Source organism: Pseudomonas sp. EpS/L25, assembly GCF_001512295.1.
GTDB lineage: Bacteria > Pseudomonadota > Gammaproteobacteria > Pseudomonadales > Pseudomonadaceae > Chryseomonas.
This window is the reverse complement of sequence record NZ_LNUP01000015.1, coordinates 214431-239968: the sequence shown is the minus strand read 5'-3', so window position 1 is coordinate 239968 and position 25538 is coordinate 214431. Positions and strand designations below refer to the sequence as shown.

Below are 25538 nucleotides of genomic sequence, written 5' to 3'. Positions count from 1 at the left end.
GGCCGCTCAGTGCACCACGGGCGCGGGTTCGGGAATGGGACCGCGACCGTATTCCCCATAGAGCAGCAGGGGCGCCACGCGCAGGTACTCGGTGACTTCCATGAAGTCGTTCTCGCCCTCTTCGCCTTCGTCGGTCGGATCCTGGATCTGGGCGATGGCGGCGAGATCCTCGAGCACCTCGCGGGCTTCGCCGGAGACCTCGCCGGTGCGCCCGGACAGGCCGAAACCAGCCAGGAAGCCCTGGCACCACTGGCCCAGGGCGGCGGTGCGCTCGGCCAGGGGGGCCTCGTCCGGCGGCAGCAGCAGCACCAGGGCCACCTGCTGGCCGGCGAATTCCTGCTGCACCATGCCCAGCAGACCCGACAACGCCGCCTGCAGACGTTCGCCCGGAGCACCGCCGAGCAGCTCGCTGGCCGCGGCCAGCCAGTCGTTCTCGTCGAAGCCCGCGCCACCGCAAACCCGGCCGAGCAGATGACCTTGGAGTTCGGCGGGCGAGACCGGCAGGGCGGCTTCGGCGAGCAGGGTGGAAAAGGCGGCGTAGGCGGATGCTGAGCTGGACATGGCGTCGAGGGAAGGCGCTGGCTAGAATGAAGCCTTATCCTACGCGCTGACCCCGCCGGCGGCCAATCTCGTTGCACCCTTCTGGAGCTGTAGCCCCCATGCGCGAGCCTCGCGACACGCCCCTCGACGCCGACCTGGACGCCCTCGGTGAGCGTGTGGAGCGCCTGCTCCGGCGCCTGGAAGAACTCCAGCAGCAGAACCGACAGCTGCGCCACAGCGAGCGCCACTGGCGCCAGGAGCGCGCCGAGCTGATCGAGAAGAACGAATTGGCCAGATCGAAGGTCGAAGCGATGATTTTACGCCTGAAAGCCTTGGAGCAGGACTCATGAGCAGCGAGACCGTGACCGTCCAGATTCTGGAAAAGGAATATCGCATCAGTTGCCCCGCCGACGAGCGTGCCAACCTGGAAAGCACCGCCCGTTACCTGGACGGCAAGATGCGCGAGATCCGCGCCAGCGGCAAGGTCATCGGCGCCGACCGCGTGGCCGTGATGGCCGCCCTGAACATCACCCACGAATTGCTGCACCGCCATGACGACGTCAGCCTCGAGGTGAGCAGCACCCGCGAGCGCGTGCGTGACCTGCTGGATCGCGTGGACCGCGCCCTTATCACCGAGCACGACACCACCGCCTGAGAGCCGACCGGAGATAGGCGGGGGTTTGCATCCCGACTCAGGGGCGTATACTGAAGGCCACTCTCTGGTGTGTGCGCCAGTCGGTCATGTCCCCGAGCCGATAAGCAACACCCCGGGGGTTGCTCGTAAGGCTGGTGTGCATGTCCGCTACGGCGGAAAGCCTAAAGGCCTACGACTTCTCCCACCTTGAACCAAGGGTTCAAGGGCTACACCGGCAGCGGCATTCCGGAGAGCTCACCGATTTCCATGACCACCCCCTCCCCCGATCTCAGTCGGCCTGCCTTGCGCAAGCTGCTCCGCCAGCGCCGTCGTGCCCTCACGCCCGTTCAGCAGCGCCAAGCCGCCCGCCACCTCTACCGACAGCTCGCCCAGCACCCGCTGTTTCGGCGCGCCCGACATATTGCCTTCTACCTGCCCAGCGATGGTGAGATCGATCCGCGTCCGCTGCTCGAAGAAGCCCAGCGCCGCGGCAAGGCCACCTATCTGCCGGTGCTCTCCCGCTGGCCGCGCACGGCGATGATCTTTCAGCGCGTGGGCCAGGGCGAATCCTGGGTACGCAATAGATTCGGTATCGCCGAGCCGCGCCCGGACCGCCGCCTGGGTCGACCGAGTTGGGCCCTGGATCTCATTCTGATGCCGCTGGTGGGGTTCGACCCCCAGGGCGGACGCCTGGGCATGGGCAAGGGTTTCTACGACCGTAACCTGGCCTATCTGGCGCGTCGGCAGCGATGGCGCAGTCCCTGCCTGATCGGCTGCGCCCACGAATGTCAGAAGGTCGAGCGGCTGGCACTGGCGGCCTGGGACGTGCCCATGGCGGCGGTGGTCAGCGATGGCGGCTGGTATGGCCAGCGCGGAAGAGGGGTCTAGCGCGCCGACGGCGTTTCGCTGGCGTAACGGGCGTACTGCTGCTCGCTCTGGCGCTGTTCCCAGAAACTCTGGGTATAGCCAGTGGTGACCACGCCAAGCGTGAAGATCAGGACCAGTACCCACAACAGATCAGGTTTGCGTTTCATCGAGCTGGGCCACCCCCTTGCTGGCACCTCTGGGCAGGACAGGACGTCGCCCTGTTATGCTCAGCGCGTACGGTCAGACTTCATCCGGAATGGGCGGCATTCTGCGACAAGCGGTCGCCCCTTGCAATCGACCAACCCCCTTCCAGGAAGCTTCCGGGCTTCCATTCGTCAGGAGACGAACCGTGGCCTTCTGGCTGTTGAAATCCGAGCCCGATGAGTTCTCACTGCAAGACCTGCAGCGCCTGGGCGAAGGGCGCTGGGACGGCGTACGCAACTACCAGGCCCGCAACTTCCTGCGCGCCATGGCGCCCGACGAGCTGTTCTTCTTTCATCATTCGAGCTGCGCCGAACCGGGCATCGCCGGCATCGGTCGCATCGTCGGCGACGCCTTCGCCGATCCCACCGCGCTCGACCCCGAGAGTCCCTATTACGCGCCCAAGGCCGATGCCGACAGCAATCCCTGGACGGCGCGCCAGGTCGCCTTCGTCGAAGCCTTTCCGCGGATACTGACCCTGCCGCGCCTGCGGGCGCTGCCGGCACTCGCCGACTTCGCCCTGCTGCGCAAGGGCAACCGCCTCTCGGTAATGCCGGTCAGCCCCGAGGAATGGGCAGCGATCGTCGCCGCGGCCCGCCGCTGAGGCGACGCCTCAGGGCTGGATGATCAGGTTGTTGAAGAGCAGGTCCTCCACCAGGGGCTTGCCCTCCTCCTGGTTGACCACGCTCTGCACCTGCTTGAGCGCCTCCTGGCGCAGTTTCTCGCGGGCTTCCACGCCGGCCAGGGTCTCGTCGGTCTGCTGGGCGAACAGCATCACCAGCTGGTTGCGGATCAGCGGCTCGTGGAACTCCACCCTCTCCTTGGCTTCCTTGCCGGTCATCATCAGGGCGATGTCGGCCTTGTAGTATTTGAGCTTGGCGCCACTGCCATAGTTGCCGACCAGCGCCGGGGTCAGGTTGTAGAATTCGGTCTTGGGGGCTTCTCCCTCCTTCCCTTCCTTCTTCTCTTCGTTCGCCCAGGCATTCAGCGCCAGGCAGAAGGACAGCAAAACGGCGGCGACGGCTTTCACGATAGATCCTCGCGGGTGGATGGCTGCAGCATAGCCAGCAAGGCTCAAGGGGTCACCTCGAACCTGAGGGTTCCGATCACCTGGCCGACGTCCGTCACCACTTGTACCTGCCAACGGCCGGTCACGTCGCCGGGGAAGTTCTGCTTGTGGGTCCAGGCGCGGTAACCGGCCTCGCGTCCGCCGCTGATGTCCAGGGGAATACGGTCCACTTCCTGCCCGGCGTGGCGCCAGACGTGGTAGATGCGCTCATTGAGGCCGCGCGGGGCATTGATCGAGGTGAAGGCATAGAGCCCCTGGCTGCGCAGCTGGGCGGCGCTGAGGCTCTTCACCGCCTCGCCCGGTTCACGCTTGAGGCTGTCGAAGTCGGTGCTCATGCCCATGTCGGTCAGCCAGAGGGTCGCTGGCGGCACCCAGGCGCGACCGATCCAGCCGAAGCCGCCGATGGCCAGGCACAGCGCCAGCAGGCCCAGCCAGCGCCAGCCCAGGCGCACCCGAAAGGCCACCGCCAGGCTGGGAAAGGACAGCAGCACGGCGACGCCCAAGGCCAGCTCGTAGCTCTGGGTGGTGGTCAGGTGCAGGATGATCGGCAGCGCGGTGAGCAGCACCGCGAACAGCGTCAGGGTGTGATAGCTGAGGAACACCCAGCGCCGCGGGGCCAGCGCCTTGTAGTACAGCGGATCGATGATGGAGACCAACGCGGCCGCGCCCAGCAACCCGGTGAACAAGGCCTGGCCGCTGTTCCAGGCGGTGGTGATGGCGAAGAACGGCAGGCAGAAGAACAGGCTTTCCTGGTGGATCAGCTGGGTGGCGTAGCGCAGCAACGGTGGCGGCAACTCCCAGCCGAAACGCCGACTCACCCAGCCACGCAGCACGTTCTCCAGCATCAGCCAGACCCAGCTGGCCAGCATCACCACCGCCATCACCGGGGCGAAGCCCTTCTGCCGGTCCACCAGCAGGAAGCTGCAGATCCCCGAAATGAAGCCCGCCAGGGCGATCAGCCGCGGATAGCGCTCGAACAAGGCGATGACCAGGGTCAGGACACGGGAGAACAGGACTTTCCAGGCTGGCATGGTGACTCGCGAAAAAACGACGGCGGCAAGAGGCGCCACCCTAGGCGCGCAACCCGCGCAGATCAAGAGGCGACGCCCTTGCTCCGGACACCACAGGGCGGAAAAGTCTTTCCTCGTTGTCACATCATTGTAATATTCGAAAACGAACCTGGAATGTTCGATTTCGATTAATACCTATAACAATACCGAGGCTCCCATGCTTGGAATCTTCGCCCCGGCGGCTCATCGGCCGCCGCTGCCTACCGATCTCGTCGACCCCACCTATCGCCGCCTGCGCTGGCAGATCTTCGCCGGGATCTTCATCGGCTACGCCGGCTACTATCTGCTGCGCAAGAACTTCTCCCTGGCCATGCCCAATCTGGTGGAGCAGGGTTACAGCCGGGGCGAGCTGGGCGTCGCCCTCTCCGCGGTGGCCATCGCCTACGGCCTGTCAAAGTTTCTCATGGGCCTGGTCTCGGACCGCTCCAATCCACGCTACTTCCTGCCCGCCGGCCTGGTCCTCTCGGCGCTGGTGATGCTGCTGTTCGGATTCGCGCCCTGGGCCACCTCCAGCGTCAGCATCATGTTCGTGCTGCTGTTTCTCAATGGCTGGTTCCAGGGCATGGGCTGGCCGCCCAGTGGTCGCACCATGGTGCACTGGTGGTCGCAGAAGGAAAGGGGGAGCGTGGTCTCGCTGTGGAACGTCGCCCACAATGTCGGCGGCGGCCTGATCGGCCCGCTGTTCCTGCTCGGCCTGTTCCTGTTCAACGAGGACTGGCATTCGGCCTTCTACGTGCCGGCGGTGGTCGCCCTGGGCGTGGCGCTGTTCGCCTTCGTCACCATGAGGGACACCCCACAATCCTGTGGCCTGCCGTCGGTGGAGCACTGGAAGCAGGACTTCCCGGAAGGCTACAGCCAAGGCCATGAGCGCGAATTCTCCACCAAGGAGATTTTCGTCGAGTACGTGCTGAAGAATCGCCTGCTCTGGTACATCGCCTTCGCCAACGTCTTCGTCTATCTGCTGCGCTATGGCGTGCTGGACTGGGCACCCACCTACCTGAAGGAAGCCAAGCACTTCTCGGTGGACAAGACCTCCTGGGCCTACTTCTTCTACGAATGGGCCGGCATTCCCGGCACCCTGCTCTGCGGCTGGCTCTCGGACAAGCTGTTCCGTGGCAACCGCGGCGCCACCGGCGTGGTGTTCATGCTCGGCGTACTGGTCGCCACCCTGGTCTACTGGCTCAATCCGGAAGGCAATCCCGGCGTCGACCTGGCGGCCCTGGTGTGCATCGGCTTCCTGATCTACGGCCCGGTGATGCTGATCGGCCTGCAGGCCCTGGAACTGGTGCCGAAGAAAGCCGCGGGCACCGCCGCGGGTTTCACCGGGCTGTTCGGCTACCTCGGCGGATCGGTAGCGGCCAATGCCCTGGTCGGCTACACCGTGGACCATTTCGGCTGGGATGGCGGCTTCATGCTGCTGGTAGGCTCCTGCGTGCTGGCCATCGTCTTCCTGGCGCTGACCCTGAGACATACCGGGATGGTGGCAAAGTCGGCGCGCTGAGCTTGGACATGATCCCCGTAGCGTGGATGACGGCGTAGCCTCGTTCACCGGGGCTCAAGGTGGAAAACGCTACGCGGTTTTCCACCCTACGGCCGTATTCATCGCGGCCGCGCCATGGCCGCGACCGGCTCACCCCCGCGGTGCGTAGGCGAAGACGTCGGCACGCATCTGGTGGGCGTCCATGCCCGCGTCCACCAGGGCGTCCAGGGTGGCATAGACCATCGCCGGCGAACCGCTGGCATAGACATGCAGGCCGCTCAGGTCGGCAAAATCCGCCCGCACCACCTCGTGCAGCAGCCCACAGCGCCCTGCCCAGCCACAGGCATCGCTCACCACCCGGTTCAGGGTGAGATTGGGCAGTTCCGCCCAGGCGTCCCAGGCCTCGATGGCATAGAAGTCGTCCGGTGTGCGCACGCCCCAGTAGAGGTGTACCGGATGGGCGAAGCCACGGGTGCGGGCGTCTTCGATCAGGCTGTGCATCTGCGCCATGCCGGTGCCGGCGGCGATGAGCACCAGCGGACCGTCGGGCAATTCGGCCAGGTGAGCATCGCCATAGGGCAGCTCCACCTGGGCCATACGCTCGCGCTCCAGCTGGGCCAGCAACGCCTGGCTGCTGGCTTCCCGGGCCAACACATGGAGTTCCAGCTCGCGCCCCTGGTGAGGCGCCGAGGCCAAGGAGAAGGCCGACTGCTTGCCCTCGTCGCGATTGATCAGCAGGTACTGGCCGGCGTGGTAGCGCGGCGGCCGACCCGCCGGGGCCCGCAGGCGCACGCGGCGTACGTCGCCCCCCACGTCATCCAGCGCCACTACCTGGCAGGCCAGCTTGCGTACCGGCAGTTCACCGGGCGCCAGCACCCCGTCCCATTGCAGCAGGCAGTCGCTGAGCGGCACGGCGATACAGACATAGATCTCGCCGTGATCCGCGGTCTGCCCGCGCTGGTCGACCTGGCCTTCCACCAACAGCGCCGCGCAGAGTTGGCAGTTGCCATTGCGGCAGCTGTGCGGACCGCTATAGCCAAGGCGCTGCGCGGCGGCCAGGATTGCCTCTCCGGGCTGGGTTTCCAGTACCGCACCCGAGGGCTGCAGGGTGACCTTCATCGTCGTCTCCGTTAATCGATCCCGAGACTGGACCACATCTCGTCCACCCGTTTGACCACGGCTTCGTCCTTGACGATCGCCCGGCCCCACTCCCGCGTGGTTTCGCCTGGCCACTTGTGGGTGGCGTCCAGGCCCATCTTCGAACCCAGGCCGGAGATCGGCGAAGCGAAGTCGAGGTAGTCGATGGGGGTGTTGTCGATCATCACGATATCGCGCTTGGGGTCCATGCGCGTGGTAACCGCCCAGATGACGTCGTTCCAGTCGCGGGCATTGATATCGTCGTCGGTGACGATGACGAACTTGGTGTACATGAACTGCCGCAGGAACGACCAGACGCCCAGCATCACCCGCTTGGCGTGGCCGGGATACTGTTTCTTGATGGTCACCACCGCCATGCGGTAGGAGCAGCCTTCCGGCGGCAGGTAGAAGTCGACGATCTCCGGAAACTGCTTTTGCAGGATGGGCACGAAGACTTCATTGAGCGCCACGCCGAGGATGGCCGGCTCGTCCGGCGGCCGGCCGGTGTAGGTGCTGTGGTAGATGGGATCGCGGCGCCGGGTGATGCGCTCCACGGTGAAGACCGGAAAGGTATCGACCTCGTTGTAGTAGCCGGTGTGATCGCCATAGGGCCCTTCCGGCGCGGTCTCGCCCGGATGGATGACCCCTTCCAGCACGATCTCGGCGCTGGCGGGCACCTGCAGGTCGTTGCCCACGCACTTGATCAGTTCGCTGCGACTGCCGCGCAAGAGGCCGGCGAAGGCGTATTCGGACAGGGTATCGGGGACCGGGGTGACCGCGCCGAGGATGGTGGCCGGATCGGCGCCCAGGGCCACGGCCACCGGATAGGGCTGGCCGGGATGCTTCTGGCACCACTCGCGGAAGTCCAGCGCGCCGCCTCTATGGCTCAGCCAGCGCATGATCAGCTTGTTGCGACCGATTACCTGCTGGCGATAGATGCCGAGGTTCTGGCGTTCCTTGTTGGGGCCGCGGGTGACTGTCAGGCCCCAGGTGATCAGCGGCGCCACGTCGCCCGGCCAGCAGTGCTGGATCGGCAACTTGCCCAGATCGACCGCCTCGCCCTCCTCGATCACCTCCTGGCAGGGCGCATCCTTGAGCACCTTGGGCGCCATGCTGATGACCTTCTTGTAGATCGGCAGCTTCGACCAGGCGTCCTTCAGGCCCTTGGGCGGCTCGGGCTCCTTGAGGAAGGCCAAGAGCTTGCCGATCTCGCGCAGGGCGCCGACGTCCTCGGCACCCATGCCCAGGGCCACCCGCTGCGGCGTACCGAAGAGGTTGCCCAGCACGGGCATGGAGAAGCCCACGGGATTCTCGAACAGCAGCGCCGGGCCTTGCTTGCGCAGGGTTCGGTCGCAGATTTCGGTCATCTCGAGGATCGGCGAGACCGGGGCGGTCACGCGCTTCAGTTCACCACGCTGCTCCAGGCTGCGGATGAAGTCACGCAGATCTCGGTATTGCATGCGGCCTCTTGGCGCTGGGGAAAGTCTGGCAGTCTATCGCCTCCCCCGCGGATCGAGAAAGCTAAGAGCGGCAAACAGAACTGCTGCGCGTCCGCCAGACGGGCGCGTGCAGTGCTCGGAATCCTCATGTACCACTCGTACACTCGTGCGCGAGCCCGGTGCGGTTCCTGCGCGCCGCGCGCACCCGCCTGACAACCGCTCGCTACGTTTTGTTGGCCGCTCTTGGCGCCAGAAACGCGAAAGGCCGGGAAATCCCGGCCTTTCGTCAGCGACTTCGCCTTACTTGGTACGCCTCATCGAGTCGAAGAACTCGTTGTTGGTCTTGGTCTGGCGCAGCTTGTCGAGCAGGAATTCAATGGCAGCGATCTCATCCATCGGATGCAGGATCTTGCGCAGGATCCACATGCGTGACAGCTCTTCCTCGTCGGTGAGCAGCTCTTCGCGACGAGTGCCGGACTTGTTGATGTTGATCGCCGGGAAGACGCGCTTCTCGGCGATCCGGCGCTCCAGGGGCAGCTCCATGTTGCCGGTGCCCTTGAATTCCTCGTAGATCACCTCGTCCATCTTCGAGCCGGTTTCCACCAGCGCGGTGGCGATGATGGTCAGGCTGCCGCCTTCCTCGATGTTCCGCGCGGCACCGAAGAAGCGCTTGGGCTTCTCCAGGGCATGGGCGTCGACACCACCGGTGAGCACCTTGCCGGAGCTGGGGATCACGGTGTTGTAGGCACGCGCCAGACGGGTGATGGAGTCCAGCAGGATGACCACGTCCTTCTTGTGCTCGACCAGGCGCTTGGCCTTCTCGATCACCATGTCGGCGACCTGCACGTGGCGGGTCGGCGGCTCGTCGAAGGTGGAGGCCACCACTTCACCGCGCACGGTACGCTGCATCTCGGTCACTTCCTCGGGGCGCTCGTCGATGAGCAGCACGATGAGGTAGCACTCGGGATTGTTGCGAGTGATGTTGGCCGCGATGTTCTGCAGCATGATGGTCTTGCCCGCCTTGGGCGGCGCGACGATCAGACCGCGCTGACCCTTGCCGATGGGGGCACAGAGGTCGATGACCCGACCGGTGAGGTCTTCGGTGGAGCCGTTGCCGGCTTCCATGGTCAGGCGCTTGTTGGGGAACAGGGGCGTGAGGTTCTCGAACAGTACCTTGTTCTTGGCGTTTTCCGGACGGTCGAAGTTGATGGTGTCGACCTTGAGCAGCGCGAAGTAGCGCTCGCCCTCTTTCGGCGGACGGATCTTGCCGATGATGGTGTCGCCGGTACGCAGGTTGAAGCGGCGGATCTGGCTGGGAGAGACATAGATGTCGTCGGGGCCGGCCAGGTAGGAGGAGTCGGCGCTACGCAGGAAGCCGAAGCCGTCCTGCAGGATCTCCAGCACGCCATCCCCGGAAATCTCGTCGCCGCCTTTCGAGTGTTTCTTCAACAGCGCGAAGATGATGTCCTGCTTGCGGGACCGGGCCATGTTTTCCAAGCCCGCGGCATCCGCCATTTCCAACAGTTCCGTGATGGGCTTTTGCTTGAGTTCGGTCAGATTCATAGACGTATGTTGACGTGAGAAGAGGCGAAGGAGGGATTCGAGCTGAGCGGCCGGATGCGAGAGTAGCTTCGCGGGATGCGTTCTGAAGAGGAGAACTGACGGCTACAGCAGATGAGAAGACGACCCGCTGCTGGGGTCGTGTGCTGGAATCTAGCACCTAGCCCGGTGCACGTCCAGCCGTTCAGCCAGAAAAAAGCCCCGCGGGGCGGGGCTTTCGGCTATTTCCTAGACGTTGGCGTCGAGGAAGGCGGCCAGTTGCGACTTGGACAGGGCACCTACCTTGGTAGCCTCGACCGCGCCGTTCTTGAACAGCATCAGGGTCGGGATGCCACGCACGCCATACTTGGGCGGGGTGTCCTGGTTTTCGTCGATGTTCAGCTTGCAGACCTTGAGCTTGCCTTGGTAGTCCTTGGCGATCTCGTCCAGGACCGGGGCAATCATCTTGCACGGACCGCACCATTCGGCCCAGTAGTCGACCAGCACGGGGCTCTCGGACTTCAGCACGTCCTGCTCGAAGCTGGCGTCGCTGACGTTGGTGATGTATTCGCTCATTGACTCTACTCTCCGAATTCCGGTGCGACTTGAAGTACGGCCATGATAGCCCTGCCATCGCCACTTCGAAAGCACTCGAACATTGATGATGGCTATGACGGATATTGATCTTAGACCGCAGGAACCGGGAAGGGGGTTCCGCTGCGCAGCGCCGCATTGCGAATATGTTCGCGCATGGCCTTCTGCGCCGCCGCCGGGGAACGCCGTGCCAGGGCCCGCAGGATACGGCGGTGCTCCTGCCAGGTCTCCAGTGCCCGCTCCGGGCGGACGAAGGGCAGTTTCTGGCTTTCGTGGAAGCGCTCGGGACTGGTGGTGATCACCGCCAGCATGGTCGGGTTGTCCGCCGCCAGCAGCAACTGGCGATGGAAGTCGAAGTCCAGGGCGGCGGCCTGTTCCAGCTCGTTGGCCTTCAAGGCACTGTGCAGGGCGTCGAGATTGTCCTCCAGCCGATCCAGGTCGGCGGGACTCAGGGTCACGGCGGCCAGGCCGGCGGCGAAACCTTCGAGGGCGAAGCGCAGCTGGAACACGTGGGCCGCCGTTACCTCACCAGCGAAGGGCCAGAGCCCGTCCGCGGCCTGTGTCGTCTCCTGCACATAGACCCCGCGCCCGGGCTGCACGCTGACCAGTCCCAGGGCGCTCAGGGTGGACAGTGCCTCGCGCAGGGAGGCGCGACTGACGCCCAGCCGCTCGGCCAGCTCGCGCTGCGCCGGCAGTGCGGCGCCGGGGGCATAGCCTTCGGTCTCGATCAGCCGGCGAATGGCCTCGACGGCATATTGGGGTACGGCACGGGTCGCAGCGAGGGGCATGGCGTGGTCAGGCCAGTCAGTCCGGAAGCTCGCCTTTTATGCCCAATTTCCGCCGACTTCAAGTGCAGCCCCACGGCGGAGCACGCCGCGACAGCCGCGCACCAAAGCGGCTCACGCAGGCGCGCAACGCCAGAGCAGGAGCCAAGCAACTGTTCAGACCAGTAAGACCAATCGCCCGTATCGACGGCCTTTGTGCCCACCCAGGGGGTGGCTGGCACATGAAATGCACTGGGCAGGGCCATCCATCCCATTTCCGGAGTCTCGTCATGCTCAAGCGCTGGACCGCCCTTTCCCTGCTCGCCCTGAGCCTGACCGCCCTGCACACGCCCGCCCAGGCCGACCAGTTGGCCGACATCCAGCAGCGCGGCACGGTACGCATCGCCGTGCCCCAGGACTTCCCGCCCTTCGGCACCGTCGGCCCCGACCTCAAGCCCCGCGGCCTGGACATCGACACTGCCCAGCTGGTCGCCGACAAGCTCGGTGTGAAGCTGGCGCTGACCCCCGTCACCAGCACCAACCGCATCCCCTTCCTGACCACCGGCAAGGTGGACATGGTCATCTCCAGCCTGGGCAAGAATCCCGAGCGCGAGCAGGTCATCGATTTCACCAAGCCCTATGCGCCCTTCTTCCTCGGCGTGTTCGGCGCCAAGGGCAGCGCCCTGAGCAAGCCCGAGGAACTGGCCGGCAAGACCATCGCCGTGACCCGCGGCGGCATCGAGGACATGGAATTGAGCAAGGTGGCGCCCAAGGACGCGGTGATCAAGAGATTCGAGGACAATAACGCCACCATCGCCGCCTATCTCGCCGGCCAGACCGAGTTCATCGCCAGCGGCAGCTCGGTGATGGCGTCCATCGCCGAGAAGAAGCCCGAGCGCGCACCGGAAATGAAGATCACCCTGAAGAACTCGCCCAACTACATAGGGCTCGCCAAGAACGAGCCGGCGCTCAAGGCCAAGCTGGATGCCATCCTCGACGCCGCCCGCGCCGACGGCACCCTGGATCGCCAGGCCGAGAAGTGGCTGGGCCAGCCCCTGCCGAAGGACATGTAAGGCATGGCCTATCAGTTCGACTTCCAGCCGGTACTGCAGCAAGGTGACCTGCTGCTCAAGGGCGCCCTGTTCACGCTGGAGCTGACCGCCATCGGTGCGGTGCTGGGCATCGCGCTTGGCACCCTTGGCGCGGTCTGCCGCGCCTGGCGGCTCAAGCCCTTCGACCGGCTGTTCGGCATCTATGTCGAGCTGATCCGCAACACGCCCTTCCTGATCCAGCTGTTCTTCATCTTCTTCGGCCTACCGTCGCTGGGGGTGCACATCAGCGAATGGCAGGCCGCGGTGCTGGCCATGGTGATCAACCTGGGGGCCTATTCCACGGAGATCATCCGCGCCGGCATCCAGGCCGTGCCCAAGGGCCAGCTGGAGGCCGCCGCGGCCCTGGCCATGACCCGCGCCGAGACCTTTCGCCACGTGATCCTCAGGCCCGCCCTGGCCAAGGTCTGGCCGGCGCTGTCGAGCCAGGTGGTGATCGTGATGCTGGGCTCGGCGGTCTGCTCGCAGATTTCCACCGAGGAGCTGACCTTCGCCGCCAACTTCATCCAGTCGCGCAACTTCCGCGCCTTCGAGACCTACCTGCTGACCACCCTGCTCTATCTGGTCATGGCCATCGGGGTACGTCAACTGCTGCACTGGATCGGTCGACGCTTCATCCAGGGAGGCCGCTGATGGACTTCACCCTCTGGGACATCGTCCGCAACCTGGGTACCGGGCTGTACTGGACCTTCATACTATCGCTGGCGGCCTTCGCCGGCGGTGGGCTGGCCGGGCTGCTGGTGCTCTGGGCGCGGCTCTCGCCGCTACAGGCTCCCCGACTGCTGGCCAAACTGCACATCGAGCTGTTCCAGGGCACGCCGCTCCTCATGCAGCTGTTCCTGGTCTTCTTCGGTGTCTCGCTGCTGGGCCTGGAGATTCCTGCCTGGCTGGCCGCCGGGATCGCCCTGACGCTGTTCACCAGCGCCTATCTCGCCGAAATCTGGCGCGGCTGCGTCGAGGCCATTCCCCATGGCCAGTGGGAAGCCTCGGAGAGCCTGGCCCTGAACCGCTTCGAGCAGCTGCGTCACGTCATCCTGCCCCAGGCGCTGCGCATCGCCGTGGCGCCCACCGTGGGCTTCTCGGTGCAGGTGGTCAAGGGCACCGCGGTGACCTCGATCATCGGCTTCACCGAGCTGACCAAGATCGGCGGCATGCTGGCCAACGCCACCTACCAGCCCTTCACCGTCTACGGCCTCGCCGCCCTAGGCTATTTCATCCTCTGCTATCCGCTGTCACTGGCCGCTCGCTGGCTGGAAAGGAGACTGCATGCCGCTGCTTAGAGTGACCGCCCTGCACAAACACTATGGCAATCACCATGTGCTCAAGGGCATCGACCTGACCGTCGAAGAAGGCCAGGTGGTGGCCATCATCGGCAAGAGCGGCTCGGGCAAGAGCACCCTGCTGCGTACCCTGAACGGTCTGGAATCGATCAACGATGGCGTCATCGAGGTGGATGGCGAGTACCTGGACGCGGCGCGGGTCAATCTGCGTTCGCTGCGGCAGAAGGTCGGCATGGTCTTCCAGCAGTTCAATCTCTTCCCTCACCTCACCGTGGGCGAGAACGTGATGCTGGCGCCCCAGGTGGTCAAGAAAACCAGCAAGGACGAGGCCCGCGCCCTGGCCCGGCAAATGCTCGAGCGGGTCGGCCTAGGCGAGAAGTTCGACAGCTATCCGGACCGCCTCTCCGGCGGCCAGCAGCAGCGAGTGGCCATCGCCCGCGCCCTGGCCATGTCGCCCAAGGTGCTGCTGTGCGACGAGATCACCTCGGCGCTCGACCCGGAACTGGTCAACGAGGTGCTGGCCGTGGTCAAGCAACTGGCCAGCGAGGGCATGACGCTGATCATGGTTACCCACGAGATGAGATTCGCCCGCGAGGTGGGTGACAAGCTGGTGTTCATGCACCAGGGCAAGGTGCACGAAAGCGGTCATCCGCAGGAGCTGTTCGCGCGGCCGCAGACGCCGGAACTGGCTCAATTCATTGGCCAGGTGGCTTCCTGAAGCGAAAAGCCCTATTTTTTCTGCCGGTTTGCGCAACCGTAACCGCTATGCGCTTGAAGCCGTCACCGGCTAGCTGGCACGATGGCGCGGTTTATCGCCGAGAGCCTCACAGATGCAGCCTTCGCCAGCCGACCCCCATGAACTGATCGCCGCCATCGATCTGGGCTCGAACAGCTTCCATATCGTCCGGGCGCGCAATTCCCACGGGGAAATCCGCATCCTTGAGCGGCTGGGCGAGAAGATCCAGTTGGCCGCCGGCCTGGACGAGTCCCGACTGCTCAGCGAAGAAGCCATGCAGCGTGGCCTGGACTGCCTGCGCCGCTTCGCCCAGCTGATCGCCGGCATGCCGCGCGGCGCCGTGCGCGTGGTCGGTACCAACGCCCTGCGCGAGGCGCGCAATCGCGCCGACTTCATCCAGCGTGCCGAAGCCGTGCTCGGCCATGCGGTGGAGGTCATCTCCGGTCGCGAAGAGGCTCGCCTCATCTACCTGGGTGTGTCCCACTCCATGCCCGACGTGCCCGGTCGCCGCCTGGTGACCGACATCGGTGGCGGCAGCACCGAGTTCATCATCGGCCAGCGCTTCGAGACCCTGCAGCGCGAGAGCCTGCAGATGGGTTGCGTCAGCTACACCAAGAGGTTCTTCGCCGACGGCAAGATCACCGCGGCCCAGTACGCCCGCGCCTACACCGCCGCGCGCCTGGAACTGATGAACATCGACCAGGGCCTGCGCGAGATGGGCTGGCACCAGGCCCTGGGCGCCTCCGGCACCATTCGCGCGGTGGCCCTGGCGATCCAGGCCGCCGGTCGCGGCAACGGCGAGATCACCCCGGACGGCATCGAGTGGCTCAAGCGCAAGCTGCTCAAGCAGGGCGACATCAACCTGCTCAACATCGACGGCGTGAAGCCGGATCGCCGCGCCATCCTGCCGGGCGGCCTGGCCATCCTCGAAGCCCTGTTCAAGGCCCTCGAACTCCAGGACATCCACCTGTCCGAAGGCGCCCTGCGCGAAGGGGTGCTCTACGACATGATCGGCCGGCATAGCCACGAGGACGTCCGCGAACGCACCCTCAAGGCCCTGGCCGAGCGCTACCACGTGGATCAGCGCCATGCCGAGCGGGTGGAAAAGCGTGCCCTGAAGTCCCTGGCACAGGTGGCCGAGGCCTGGGGCCTGACCGACGAAAACCACGCGGAACTGCTGCGCTGGGCCGCGCGCCTGCACGGGGTCGGCCTGGACATCGCCCACTACCAGTACCATAAGCACGGCGCCTACCTGATCGAACACTCGGACCTGCCCGGCTTCTCTCGCCGCGACCAGCAGGCCCTGGCGCTGCTGGTGCGCGGCCACCGCCGCAACATTCCCGTCGAGCGCCTGCAGGAGCTGGGTCCGGAAGGCGAGCCGCTGCTGCGCCTGACGCTGCTGCTGCGCTTCGCCATCCTCTTCCATCACATCCGCCACAAGAGCATCCCGGACGTGCAGCTCAGCGCCGGCGAGTGCAGCCTGGACGTGCAGTTCCCCGATGGCTGGCTGGAAGAAAACCCCCTGACCCAGGCGGACTTCGAGCTGGAAGCCCAGTGGTTGGAACGGGTGGGGTATCGGTTGAGTGTGCGCTGAGGGGATTTTTCGTAGGTTGGGTTGAGCGCCAGCGAAGCCCAACTGTTAGCTTTTCACCGCCCTAGCTGATTATCGTGTTTTGTTGATGGCTCTTGTTTCGCCTGGCCGGCGACTTACTTTTCTTTGCTTGCGGATCGCCGCCCGGTGCAAAGAAAAGTAAGCAAAAGAAAGCACACCCCAACAGTTCGGCCCTTCGCTGCGCTCCGGGTGATTCGCTTCGCTCACCCTTCGGGCCAGCCTGCAGCTGTTACTTCGCTGCGCTACGTTTCCCTCGTCCCGGCGCCGTGGCGGGGGCACGGCACGAAGGGGCTTCCTGCCCCTCGCGCCTTGCTCGGCGTCCTGCCTCGCATCCCCCTCCGCGACACCTGCACTCGGCCTCACTGACGGGGCGGGGCGCAAGCCTGATACCTGGGTGCTCACAGGTTTGTAGCGTGGAAAACCGCGCAGCGTTTTCCACTGGTGAGCACCGACGTCATCAGTGGACAAGGCTTCGCCGTTGTCCACGCTACTGGTCAGCTCTGGTTTTTCAACCAACACTTTCAGGCTGGCGAAATCGCCCCGTTCAGGAGGACGAACCCCAGTGTCGTGGAGTGGGTCGAGCCGCATGGATGCGGCGAGAGGCCTAACGGGCCATGGACGGCCCGTTAGGCCGACCCCGGAACGGCGCTGGCGTGAGCGAAACGTAGCGTAGCTAAGTAACAGCCGTAGGCTGGCCCGAAGGGCGGGCAACGCGAGTCACCCGGTGCTTCGCGCCGGGCCGGATGACCGGGGCAAGCGTTTTTGGTTACTTTTGCCCGGGGCGCGCAGCCGCGACTGGCAAAAGTGACTCGCCCGGGTGGGCGAAACAAGAACCATCAAAGCACTCGATAACAGCCAAAGCCGCACTACTGAAGCCCCGCAACGTCGGGCTTCGCTGGTGCTCAGCCCAACCTACGGAACGGCCAAGGCCCATAGCAGCATGGGCCCGACACCCCTCAGCGGGTATTCACCACCGGACTGGCCAACCGCTCCAGCAGCGTCGCCTGCACGCTACGGGCATTCTGGTTGCCGGTGGGCGACTGCCGCACGTAGCTGCCGTCTTCCTGCAGCACCCAGGCCTGGGTGTTGTCGGTGAGATAGCCTTCCAGCTCCTTCTTGACCCGGCTGATGAGCTTCTTGCCTTCCACCGGGAAGCAGGTCTCGACGCGCATGTCGAGGTTACGCTCCATCCAGTCGGCACTGGAGAGATAGAGCTTCTCGTCGCCGCCGTTGAGGAAGTAGTAGATGCGGCTGTGCTCCAGGAAGCGACCGATGATGGAGCGCACCTGGATATTGTGGGACACGCCCGGTACACCCGGACGCAGGCAGCACATGCCGCGCACCACCAGGTCGATCTTCACCCCGGCCTGGCTGGCCTTGTAGAGGGCGCGGATGACCTTGGGATCGGTCAGGCCGTTGACCTTGGCCATGATCTGCGCCGGACGCCCCTCGCTGGCCGCCACCGCTTCGCGGTTGATCATCTCCAGCAGGTTCTTCTTCAGGGTGAAGGGGGCGTGCAGCAGCTTCTTCATGCGCAGGGTCTTGCCCATGCCGATCAGCTGGTTGAACAGCTTGTGCACGTCCTCGGTAAGGGCCACATCGGCGGTCAGCAGGCTGTAGTCGGTGTACAGCTTGGCGTTGCCGGCGTGGTAGTTGCCGGTGCCCAGGTGGGCGTAGCGGCGCAGCTCGCCGTTCTCGCGGCGCAGGATCAGCATCATCTTGGCATGGGTCTTGAAACCCACCACGCCATAGATGACCACCGCGCCGGCCTGCTGCAGGCGGCTGGCCAACTGCAGGTTGGACTCCTCGTCGAAACGCGCGCGCAATTCGATGACCGCGGTCACCTCCTTGCCGCTGCGCGCCGCGTCCACCAGGGCGTCGACGATCTCGGAGTTGGCGCCGCTGCGGTAGAGCGTCTGCTTGATGGCGAGGACGTTGGGATCCTTGGCCGCCTGGCGCATCAGGTCGATCACCGGGGTGAAGGACTCGAAGGGGTGCAGCAGCAGCACGTCGAGCTTGCCCAGCACGTTGAAGAGGTTGTCCTTCTTCTGCAGCAGCTTGGGAATGGTCGGCGTGAAGGGCGCGTTCTGCAGCTCCGGATGACTTTCCAGACCGGTGATGGAGAACAGCCGGGTCAGGTTGACCGGGCCGTTGACCTTGTACAGCTCGCTCTCGCCCAGATTGAACTGCTTGAGCAGGTAGTCGGTGAGGTGTTTCGGGCAGATGTCCACCACCTCGACGCGCACCGCATCGCCATAGCGCCGGGAGAACAGCTCGCCGCGCAGGGCACGGGCCAGGTCATCGACGTCCTCGGTGTCCACCGACAGGTCGGCGTTACGCGTCAGGCGGAACTGGAAGCAGCCCTTGACCTTCATGCCAGGGAAGAGATCGTCGGCATGGGCGTGGATCATCGAGGACAGGAAGACGTAGTTGTCGCCGGGCCCGGCGACCTCCTCCGGCACCCGGATGATCCGCGGCAACAGGCGCGGCGCCGGGATGATGGCGAGGCCCGAATCGCGGCCGAAGGCGTCCATGCCCTCCAGCTCGACGATGAAGTTGAGGCTCTTGTTCACCAGCAGCGGGAAGGGGTGGGTCGGATCCAGGCCGATGGGGGTGATGATGGGTGCGATCTCGTCGCGGAAGAACTTGCGCACCCAGGCCTTGATCTTGGTATCCCAGTAACGCCGCCGGATGAAACGGACCTGCTGCTCGGCCAGGGCCGGCAGCAGGACGTCGTTGAGGATGGCGTACTGGCGCTCCACCTGGCCGTGGACGATATCGCTGATCCGCGCCAGCGCCTGGTGCGGCAACAGGCCGTCGGCGCCGGCCTGCTCGCGGGCGAAGGCGATCTGCTTCTTGAGACCGGCGACGCGGATCTCGAAGAATTCGTCCAGGTTGCTAGAGAAGATCAGCAAAAACTTGAGCCGCTCGAGCAGCGGATAGGATTCGTCGAGGGCCTGTTCCAGCACCCGGATGTTGAACTGCAACTGCGACAGCTCGCGATGGATGTACAGGCTGCTGTCATCCACGTTGGCCGCCGGCACGGCGGGGGTGGCAGGCACCTCGGCCACGGGCGCCGGTACGGCGGCGTCCAGCACCCGCGTCTCCTCCGATGTCTCCAGAGACTCGGCGGTGACGGGCTGTTGCAGATCGGTTTCGACGAAACCCTGGCTACTCATTGAAGCTCCTTAGGAACGCGAAGGCCCCTGGCGAAGTTGTTGGGCGGCGCGTTTGGCGAAGTAGGTGAGGATGCCGTTGGCCCCGGCGCGCTTGAAGGCCAAGAGCGATTCGAGGATGACGGCGTCGGACAGCCAGCCGTTCTGGATCGCAGCCATGTGCATGGCGTACTCGCCGCTCACCTGATACACGAAGGTCGGTACGCGGAATTCCTCGCGCACCCGGCGGACGATGTCCAGGTAGGGCATGCCGGGCTTGACCATCACCGAGTCGGCGCCCTCGGCCAGGTCGCCGGCGATCTCGTGCAGTGCCTCGTCGCTGTTGCCCGGATCCATCTGGTAGGTGGCCTTGTTGCCCTTGCCCAGGTTGGCGGCCGAGCCGACGGCGTCGCGGAAAGGCCCATAGTAGGCGCTGGCGTACTTGGCCGAGTAGGCCATGATCTGCACGTTGTGATAACCGGCGTCTTCCAGCGCGGTGCGGATGGCACCGATGCGGCCGTCCATCATGTCCGACGGAGCGACCACCTGGGCGCCGGCTGCGGCATGGGATAGCGCCTGCTTGACCAGTACCTCCACCGAGACGTCGTTGAGCACGTAGCCGCGCTCGTCGAGGATGCCGTCCTGACCGTGGGTGGTGAAGGGGTCCAGGGCGACGTCGGTGATCACACCCAACTCGGGGAAATGCTCGCGCAGGGCACGGGTGGCGCGCTGGGCGATGCCGTCCGGGTTGTAGGCTTCGGCGCCATCCAGCGACTTGCGCTCGGCGGGGGTGACCGGAAACAGGGCAACGGCGGGGATGCCCAGCGCCACCAGCTCGGCGGCCTCTTCCAGCAAGAGGTCGATGGACAGCCGCTCCACGCCGGGCATCGAGGGGATGGCTTCGCGACGGCCTTCGCCGTCCAGCACGAAGACCGGCAGGATCAGGTCATCCACCGTCAGCACGTGCTCGCGCATCAGGCGACGCGAGAAATCGTCGCGGCGCTGACGGCGCATGCGAGTGGCAGGGTAGCTACGGCTGATGGGGGTAAAACTCACGATCGACTCCCGGACCCGGATCACGGGTCAGTGTGATGGGTTATAGGCCACAATCATGACCGATTGGTAACAGCAGATGACAATATGGCGTGCCTATAGGTCCTATCCAAGGCAGACGCCGGCCGGACCCCACGTGACACAGGGTCGCAGTGAAATCACCGGGCGACCGCTCGGCGTCCGGCGGACGGAAGCCCGTCACACTTTATTTCCAGACGGCAACCGGGGTAGGCTGCGCCATCTCTTTCCGCCTCGTGTAGTGCCGAATGCTCCAGCAATTCCTCCATGATTTCGGCTATTTCGCCCTTTTTCTAGGAACCTTCTTCGAGGGCGAAACCATTCTGGTGCTGGCCGGCTTTCTCGCCTTCCGCGAGTACATGAACATCCAGACCGTGATCCTGGTGGCCTTCTGCGGCAGCTACGCCGGTGACCAGCTCTGGTACTTCCTCGGCCGTCGCCACGGGCGCAAGCTGCTGGCGCGCAAACCCAAGTGGGAAGCGGCCGGCGAGAAGGCCCTGGCCCACATCCGCCGCCACCCGGACCTCTGGGTCCTGAGCTTTCGCTTCGTCTATGGCCTGCGCACCGTGATGCCGGTGGCCATCGGCCTGTCCGGCTATCCGCCGGTACGCTACCTGGTCCTCAATGGCATCGGCGCCATCGTCTGGGCGACCGTGCTGGGCTATGCCGCCTATCACTTCGGCGCCGTGCTGGAGGGGGTGCTGGGCAACCTCAAGCGCTACGAGCTGATGGTGCTGGGCGGCTTCGTGGTGATCGGCCTGCTGCTCTGGCTGTGGCGGCGCAGCCGCGCGCCAAAGGTCTAGCGTCTGCCATCTGCCGTTCCTCTACGCCCGTCGGTACAATTAAAGACGTGGTCCTTGCGGCCGATGTCCTGAACATCGTCCCCCTTTCTCGTGCCTCCTGCGGCAAGCTGGCGATTGAGCATGCTGAATTTCTCCACCTTGCTTCCTGCGGGCCACCAGGTCCTGGGGGCCTACGAATACGAAGGCCTGCTGGTCTTTCTGTCGTACCTCATCGCCAGTGCCGCTGGTTATACCGCCCTGGCCATGGCCGACTGGGTGACCACCAGCCGTTCCCGCCGCGGCAGCGAGCTTGCCAAGCTGATCGGCGCCATCGCCCTGGGCGGTGGCATCTGGTCCATGCACTTCCTCGCCATGCTGTCGTTCAAGATCAGCATCCACGTGCATTACGACCCGCTGCAGACCCTGACCTCGCTGCTGATCGCCATCGCAGTGTCCTACACGGTGATGCACCTCATCGGGCGCGAGTCCCTCAGCACGACGCAGTACCTGCTCGCCTCCCTCGCCGCCGGCCTGGGCATCGCCGCCATGCACTACACCGGCATGCTGGCCATGCATTCGGTGGCCCAGCAGATCTACGATCCTCTGCTGGTCGCGGTATCCGTGGTGATCGCCAGCCTGGCGTCGCTGGCGGCCCTGCTGCTGGCCTTCCGGCTGCGCGGCCGGACCGGCCTGCGGACCGTCTGGCTGCGCCTGCTGGGTAGCCTGGGCCTGGGGTTCGCCATCGTCTCGATGCACTTCACCGGCATGGCCGCCTTGACGCTGGCCGTCCCCGTCGGCTTCGTGCCGGAGGACTCGCCGGGCATGATCCAGCATCTGGAGCTGGGTACCGGCATCGCCATCGGCACCCTCTTCATCATCATGGCTGGCCTGCTCGCCGCCTGGGCCGGCGAGCGCTTCCACGCCCAGCGCCTGCGCCTGGAGCGCGTCTCCACCACCCTCGACCAGATCAGCCTGCATGATCCCCTCACCCATCTGCTCAACGGTTCGAGCTTCATCCAGACCGTCGATCGCGCGGTGAGCCAGGCGCGCAACGACGAGCAATTCGCCCTGCTGATGCTGGACGTCGATCACTTCAAGCGCATCAACGACAGCCTCGGCCATGCCCTGGGCGATGAATTGCTGGTGCAGGTGGCGCAGCGGATTCGGGCGGTGCTGGACAATGATCTGCCGCTGGCGCGCTATGCCGGCGATGAATTCAGCCTGCTGTTGCCCCTGGGTACCCGTGGCGACAGCCAGCCGCTGGCCCTGCGTCTGCTGGAACAACTGCGTCCGCCCTTCGAACTCGCCGGGCAACGCATCGCCATGACCTTCAGCCTGGGCATCGCCCACTATCCCCAGGACGGCACCAATGCCGGCCAGCTGCTGCGCAGCGCGGGCCTGGCGGTCGGCCACTGCAAGCGCAGCGGACGCAACCGCAGCCAGAGATTCGCCAACGAACTCCAGCGCGAAGCCGACGACCTGCTCAGCCTGGAGATGGATCTGCGTCACGCCCTGACCCAGGGCGGCCTGCACCTGGCCTACCAGCCCATCGTCGTCCCCGACGGCCGACCGCTGGCGCTGGAAGCCCTGGTACGCTGGCAGCATCCGACCCTCGGCGCCCTGAGCCCGGAACGTTTCGTCCGCGTCGCCGAGGAGACCGGCCTGATCGGCGAGCTGGATGGCTGGGTCATGCGCCAGGCCTGCGCGGACATCGCCCAGCTGCACCGCGAGGGCTATCGCGACCTGCGGGTCTCGGTGAATTGCTCGGCGCTGAACCTCGGCGACCGCCTGCTGCCCCAGGCCATCGCCAGGGCCCTGCAGGCCGAAGACCTGCCCGCTTCGGCACTGATCCTCGAAGTCACCGAAAACGCCCTGATGCACAGCCTCAACGTGGCCATCGAGGTAATCGGCGAAATCCGTACCCTGGGCGTGCGCGTCTCCATCGACGACTTCGGCAGTGGCTACTCGTCGCTGGCCTATCTCAGCCGCCTGCCGGTGGATTCGCTCAAGGTGGATCGGGCCTTCGTCCGCACCATCCCTCACCAGCACAACGACATGGCCATCGCCGCGGCGATCATCGCCATGGCGCACAAGCTGGGGCTCAAGGTGGTGGCCGAAGGGGTGGAGACCACCGAACAGCGCGACTTCCTGCACGCCAACGACTGCGATTTCATGCAGGGCTATCTGTTCAGCCGCCCGGTCCCGCTGCCGCAACTCAGAAGTTGGCTGCAGCAACAGGCCAGCGTCACCGCGCTGCCGGCCTAGCGGGCCGCGCCTAGCTGGCCGCTTCGCGCTGCAACCGGGTGATCAGGCGATCCAGCGCATTGGCGAAGGCCTGGCGGTCACGCTCGCCGTAGCCGGCCTGGCCACCCCCCATCTGGCCCTGGTCGCGCAGATCGGTCATCAGGTTGCGCATGGCCAGGCGCTGGCCCATGTTGCGCTCGTCGAACTCCTGGCCGCGGGGGTCGAGAGCGGCCACGCCCTTCTTCACCAGCCGGTCGGCCAGGGGAATGTCGCTGCAGATCACCAGGTCGCCCGGCTGCGCCTGCTCGACCAGATGGTCGTCGGCGGCATCCGGTCCGCTAGGCACCACCACCAGACGCACGCAAGCGAAGGGCGGCTTGATCTGCGACTGGCCAGCCACCAACACTACCTCCAGCTTGCGCTTCAAGGCGAACTTGCAGACCAGCTCCTTGGCGGCGCGCGGACAGGCATCGGCATCGATCCACAGGATCACGGGGAAATCTCCGGCAAAAGCCCAGGATACCGCGCTTGCGGGGCGCACCCCAGCGCAGCGGCGCGGTCGGAAGGGATACCTATCCTCTTGGAGTTCGCCCATGAGCTTCTGGCAACGCCTGGCGCAACCGGCCCAGGCCCTGGTGTACGGCGCCACCGGCGGCCTCGGCCTGGCCTTCTGCGAACAGCTGCTGGCCCGCGAGGATGTGGCCCAGGTGTGGGCCTGTGCCCGCCACGCCGACGACCATGCAGGTCTGGAACGGTTGGCCCGCCAGCATCCTGGGCGTCTGCAACGGGTCGCGGTCGCCGGCCTGGACGAGCCTGCTCTGGCGGCGCTCGCCACCCGCCTGACCGCCAGCTTCCCGCGCCTGGACCTGTTGCTGTGCGCCGCGGGCCTGTTGCAGGGCGCGCAGGCCCGTGCCGAGAAGAGTCTTGCCCAGGTCGAGCAAGCGGGCCTCCAGGAAAGCTATCTGGTCAACGCGGTGCTGCCGCTGCTGCTGATCAAGCACCTGACTCCCTTACTCAAGGGGCACCACCCCTGCCAGGTGGCGACGCTTTCGGCCCGGGTCGGCTCCATTGGCGACAATCGCCTGGGTGGCTGGTACGGCTACCGCATGGCCAAGGCCGCGCTCAACCAGGGCTTGCGCTGCGCCAGCATCGAGCTGGCGCGCCTGAATCCGGAGAGCTGCGTGCTGGCATTGCATCCCGGCACCACCGACACGGCACTGTCGCGCCCGTTCCAGGCACGGGTGCCCGCCGACAAGCTGTTCACGCCCGATCATGCCGCCGCGCGGCTGCTGGAGGTGCTGGCCGCGCGCACCCCGGCCGATACCGGCAGCTTCTGGGACTGGGCGGGGCAGCCGGTGGAGTGGTAACGCCCATCGCAGAGCCTGTGCAAAGGCTCGCGAGCTAGAGCCAGACAAGGCCTAGGCGGCCCCGCGAAAACACCTGAGGGCGCGGATCGGGCCCGCGCTCGGGTTTACAAATGACAAATGAGCATCGCGACGGGGCCGCCCAGGCCGGGCTAGCGGTCCTGGGTCTATCCGACGCAGTTTGGCCGACGCGCAGCAGGCCTTGAACAGGCTCTCAGACCGCGGCGCGGCGCACCGTGGACAGCAGCGCGGCCGCGGCGAGGAACAGGCTGGCGAACACCCGGTTGGTGATGCGCTGCTGCCGGGGCGTGCGCAGCAGGATCAGCACCTGAGCAGCCAGACCGGTGTAGCCGGCCATCACGATCAGGTCGACGGTGACCATGGTCACCCCGATGACTAGATACTGCGCGGCCAGGGGCGCGTGGGGATCGACGAACTGCGGCAACACCGCGAGCAGGAAGATCAGCGCCTTGGGGTTGCTCACGTTGACCAGGAAGCCGCGCATGACCAAGGTACCGATCCGCGGTGGCAGACGTTCGCCCACCACCTGTTCACCCAGGTCCAGCGGCGCCGCGCGCCATTGGCGGATGGCCAGGTAGGCGAGATAGGCCACGCCAAACCATTTGATCAGGGTGAAGGCCAGCTGCGAGGTCGCCAACAAGGCGCCGACGCCTACGGCGACCACGGCGATCTGCAGCGCCAGTCCCAGCTGCAGGCCCAGCGCCGTCCAGTAGCCGCGACGGAAACCGTGGTTGACACCCGCGCTCATGGAGGCGACAGCGCCCGCCCCTGGCGAGAGGCTGATCAACCAGCAGGCGATGAAGAAACCGGTCCAGAGCTGCAGATTCATG

At 65.5% G+C, this 25538-nt stretch carries 26 protein-coding genes and 2 other RNA genes; 15 read left to right on the top strand and 13 right to left on the bottom strand.

What is annotated here, in order from left to right:
- Positions 1-6: 6 nt before the first annotated feature.
- Positions 7-561, bottom strand: coding sequence for a UPF0149 family protein (locus tag AR540_RS17730; protein ID WP_059230533.1), 555 nt, complete (start codon positions 559-561; stop codon positions 7-9).
- A 98-nt stretch (positions 562-659) separates the two neighbouring features.
- Here AR540_RS17730 and AR540_RS17725 point away from each other — a divergent pair, with 98 nt between their 5' ends.
- From AR540_RS17725 to AR540_RS17710, 4 genes are all read left to right on the top strand, one after another.
- Positions 660-890 carry a TIGR02449 family protein gene (locus AR540_RS17725; protein WP_059230530.1) on the top strand — a complete coding sequence of 77 codons (231 nt, stop codon included), beginning with the start codon at positions 660-662 and terminating at the stop codon, positions 888-890.
- Positions 887-1195, top strand: coding sequence for a cell division protein ZapA (locus tag AR540_RS17720; RefSeq protein WP_059230529.1), 309 nt, complete (start codon positions 887-889; stop codon positions 1193-1195). Before AR540_RS17725 ends, AR540_RS17720 begins: the two co-directional genes overlap by 4 nt.
- Positions 1196-1253: 58 nt before the next feature.
- A non-coding RNA gene (gene ssrS / locus AR540_RS17715) (6S RNA) lies at positions 1254-1431 on the top strand.
- Positions 1432-1441: 10 nt separating this feature from the next.
- Positions 1442-2062: a 5-formyltetrahydrofolate cyclo-ligase gene (locus AR540_RS17710; RefSeq protein WP_059230527.1), complete on the top strand. Its 621-nt coding sequence runs from the start codon at positions 1442-1444 to the stop codon at positions 2060-2062.
- Here the strand turns inward: AR540_RS17710 and AR540_RS25780 are convergent.
- Entirely contained in the window at positions 2059-2208 is a 150-nt protein-coding gene (locus tag AR540_RS25780) for a hypothetical protein (protein ID WP_177339253.1), read from the bottom strand. The genes AR540_RS17710 and AR540_RS25780 overlap by 4 nt on opposite strands.
- Before the next feature lie 182 nt (positions 2209-2390).
- Here AR540_RS25780 and AR540_RS17705 point away from each other — a divergent pair, with 182 nt between their 5' ends.
- The gene (locus AR540_RS17705; protein ID WP_059230525.1) at positions 2391-2846 is read left to right on the top strand and encodes an EVE domain-containing protein; all 456 of its coding nucleotides are present in this window, start codon (positions 2391-2393) and stop codon (positions 2844-2846) included.
- A gap of 9 nt (positions 2847-2855) precedes the next feature.
- On the opposite strand, the gene AR540_RS17700 is transcribed toward AR540_RS17705, so the two are convergent.
- Positions 2856-3272: a flagellar basal body-associated protein FliL gene (locus AR540_RS17700; RefSeq protein ID WP_059230523.1), complete on the bottom strand. Its 417-nt coding sequence runs from the start codon at positions 3270-3272 to the stop codon at positions 2856-2858.
- A gap of 44 nt (positions 3273-3316) precedes the next feature.
- Entirely contained in the window at positions 3317-4342 is a 1026-nt protein-coding gene (locus AR540_RS17695) for a DUF5924 family protein (RefSeq protein ID WP_059230522.1), read from the bottom strand.
- 196 nt (positions 4343-4538) lie between these two features.
- Between AR540_RS17695 and glpT the strand changes: the two genes are divergently transcribed.
- A complete protein-coding gene (gene glpT, locus AR540_RS17690; protein ID WP_059230520.1) occupies positions 4539-5882 on the top strand; it encodes a glycerol-3-phosphate transporter in 1344 nt (447 codons plus the stop codon).
- Between the two features lie 129 nt (positions 5883-6011).
- On the opposite strand, the gene AR540_RS17685 is transcribed toward glpT, so the two are convergent.
- Together AR540_RS17685 and ubiD are read right to left on the bottom strand one after the other, a co-directional pair.
- On the bottom strand, positions 6012-6980 hold the full coding sequence (locus tag AR540_RS17685) for a CDP-6-deoxy-delta-3,4-glucoseen reductase (protein ID WP_059230518.1): 969 nt from the start codon (positions 6978-6980) through the stop codon (positions 6012-6014).
- A gap of 11 nt (positions 6981-6991) precedes the next feature.
- The gene (gene ubiD / locus AR540_RS17680) at positions 6992-8458 is read right to left on the bottom strand and encodes a 4-hydroxy-3-polyprenylbenzoate decarboxylase (RefSeq protein WP_059230516.1); all 1467 of its coding nucleotides are present in this window, start codon (positions 8456-8458) and stop codon (positions 6992-6994) included.
- 126 nt (positions 8459-8584) lie between these two features.
- On the opposite strand from ubiD, the gene AR540_RS17675 reads away from it, so the two are divergent.
- Positions 8585-8676: non-coding RNA, sX9 sRNA (locus tag AR540_RS17675), on the top strand.
- A 61-nt stretch (positions 8677-8737) separates the two neighbouring features.
- On the opposite strand, the gene rho is transcribed toward AR540_RS17675, so the two are convergent.
- From rho to AR540_RS17660, 3 genes are all read right to left on the bottom strand, one after another.
- On the bottom strand, positions 8738-10000 hold the full coding sequence (gene rho / locus AR540_RS17670; protein ID WP_059230514.1) for a transcription termination factor Rho: 1263 nt from the start codon (positions 9998-10000) through the stop codon (positions 8738-8740).
- 225 nt (positions 10001-10225) lie between these two features.
- Positions 10226-10552 carry a thioredoxin TrxA gene (trxA, locus tag AR540_RS17665; RefSeq protein WP_058760317.1) on the bottom strand — a complete coding sequence of 109 codons (327 nt, stop codon included), beginning with the start codon at positions 10550-10552 and terminating at the stop codon, positions 10226-10228.
- Positions 10553-10662: 110 nt separating this feature from the next.
- Positions 10663-11358 carry a FadR/GntR family transcriptional regulator gene (locus AR540_RS17660; protein WP_059230512.1) on the bottom strand — a complete coding sequence of 232 codons (696 nt, stop codon included), beginning with the start codon at positions 11356-11358 and terminating at the stop codon, positions 10663-10665.
- Positions 11359-11624: 266 nt separating this feature from the next.
- Between AR540_RS17660 and AR540_RS17655 the strand changes: the two genes are divergently transcribed.
- The 5 genes from AR540_RS17655 (at position 11625) to ppx (ending at position 16053) form a co-directional block, all read left to right on the top strand.
- Complete coding sequence (locus tag AR540_RS17655; RefSeq protein ID WP_059230510.1) at positions 11625-12407, top strand: transporter substrate-binding domain-containing protein; 783 nt, start codon at positions 11625-11627, stop codon at positions 12405-12407.
- Positions 12408-12410: 3 nt separating this feature from the next.
- Entirely contained in the window at positions 12411-13076 is a 666-nt protein-coding gene (locus AR540_RS17650; RefSeq protein WP_059230508.1) for an amino acid ABC transporter permease, read from the top strand.
- Entirely contained in the window at positions 13073-13723 is a 651-nt protein-coding gene (locus AR540_RS17645; RefSeq protein ID WP_177339264.1) for an amino acid ABC transporter permease, read from the top strand. The genes AR540_RS17650 and AR540_RS17645 overlap by 4 nt, the downstream gene beginning before the upstream one ends.
- Positions 13710-14441 carry an amino acid ABC transporter ATP-binding protein gene (locus AR540_RS17640; RefSeq protein ID WP_059230506.1) on the top strand — a complete coding sequence of 244 codons (732 nt, stop codon included), beginning with the start codon at positions 13710-13712 and terminating at the stop codon, positions 14439-14441. The genes AR540_RS17645 and AR540_RS17640 overlap by 14 nt, the downstream gene beginning before the upstream one ends.
- A gap of 112 nt (positions 14442-14553) precedes the next feature.
- Positions 14554-16053, top strand: coding sequence for an exopolyphosphatase (gene ppx / locus AR540_RS17635; RefSeq protein ID WP_059230505.1), 1500 nt, complete (start codon positions 14554-14556; stop codon positions 16051-16053).
- A 974-nt stretch (positions 16054-17027) separates the two neighbouring features.
- Here the strand turns inward: ppx and ppk1 are convergent.
- Positions 17028-19250, bottom strand: coding sequence for a polyphosphate kinase 1 (ppk1, locus tag AR540_RS17630; protein ID WP_059230504.1), 2223 nt, complete (start codon positions 19248-19250; stop codon positions 17028-17030).
- 9 nt (positions 19251-19259) lie between these two features.
- Positions 19260-20282, bottom strand: coding sequence for a porphobilinogen synthase (gene hemB, locus AR540_RS17625; protein WP_059230503.1), 1023 nt, complete (start codon positions 20280-20282; stop codon positions 19260-19262).
- A gap of 263 nt (positions 20283-20545) precedes the next feature.
- Here hemB and AR540_RS17620 point away from each other — a divergent pair, with 263 nt between their 5' ends.
- Entirely contained in the window at positions 20546-21100 is a 555-nt protein-coding gene (locus AR540_RS17620) for a DedA family protein (protein WP_059230502.1), read from the top strand.
- A 120-nt stretch (positions 21101-21220) separates the two neighbouring features.
- Positions 21221-23344 (top strand): putative bifunctional diguanylate cyclase/phosphodiesterase, encoded by a 2124-nt coding sequence (locus AR540_RS17615; RefSeq protein ID WP_082707039.1) that lies wholly within the window; start codon positions 21221-21223, stop codon positions 23342-23344.
- 10 nt (positions 23345-23354) lie between these two features.
- On the opposite strand, the gene AR540_RS17610 is transcribed toward AR540_RS17615, so the two are convergent.
- The gene (locus AR540_RS17610) at positions 23355-23816 is read right to left on the bottom strand and encodes a YaiI/YqxD family protein (protein WP_059230500.1); all 462 of its coding nucleotides are present in this window, start codon (positions 23814-23816) and stop codon (positions 23355-23357) included.
- Between the two features lie 100 nt (positions 23817-23916).
- Here AR540_RS17610 and AR540_RS17605 point away from each other — a divergent pair, with 100 nt between their 5' ends.
- Positions 23917-24690: an SDR family NAD(P)-dependent oxidoreductase gene (locus AR540_RS17605; protein ID WP_059230499.1), complete on the top strand. Its 774-nt coding sequence runs from the start codon at positions 23917-23919 to the stop codon at positions 24688-24690.
- A 211-nt stretch (positions 24691-24901) separates the two neighbouring features.
- Here the strand turns inward: AR540_RS17605 and rhtB are convergent, their stop codons facing one another.
- Positions 24902-25537: a homoserine/homoserine lactone efflux protein gene (rhtB, locus tag AR540_RS17600; protein WP_059230498.1), complete on the bottom strand. Its 636-nt coding sequence runs from the start codon at positions 25535-25537 to the stop codon at positions 24902-24904.
- Between the last annotated feature and the right edge of the window lies 1 nt (position 25538).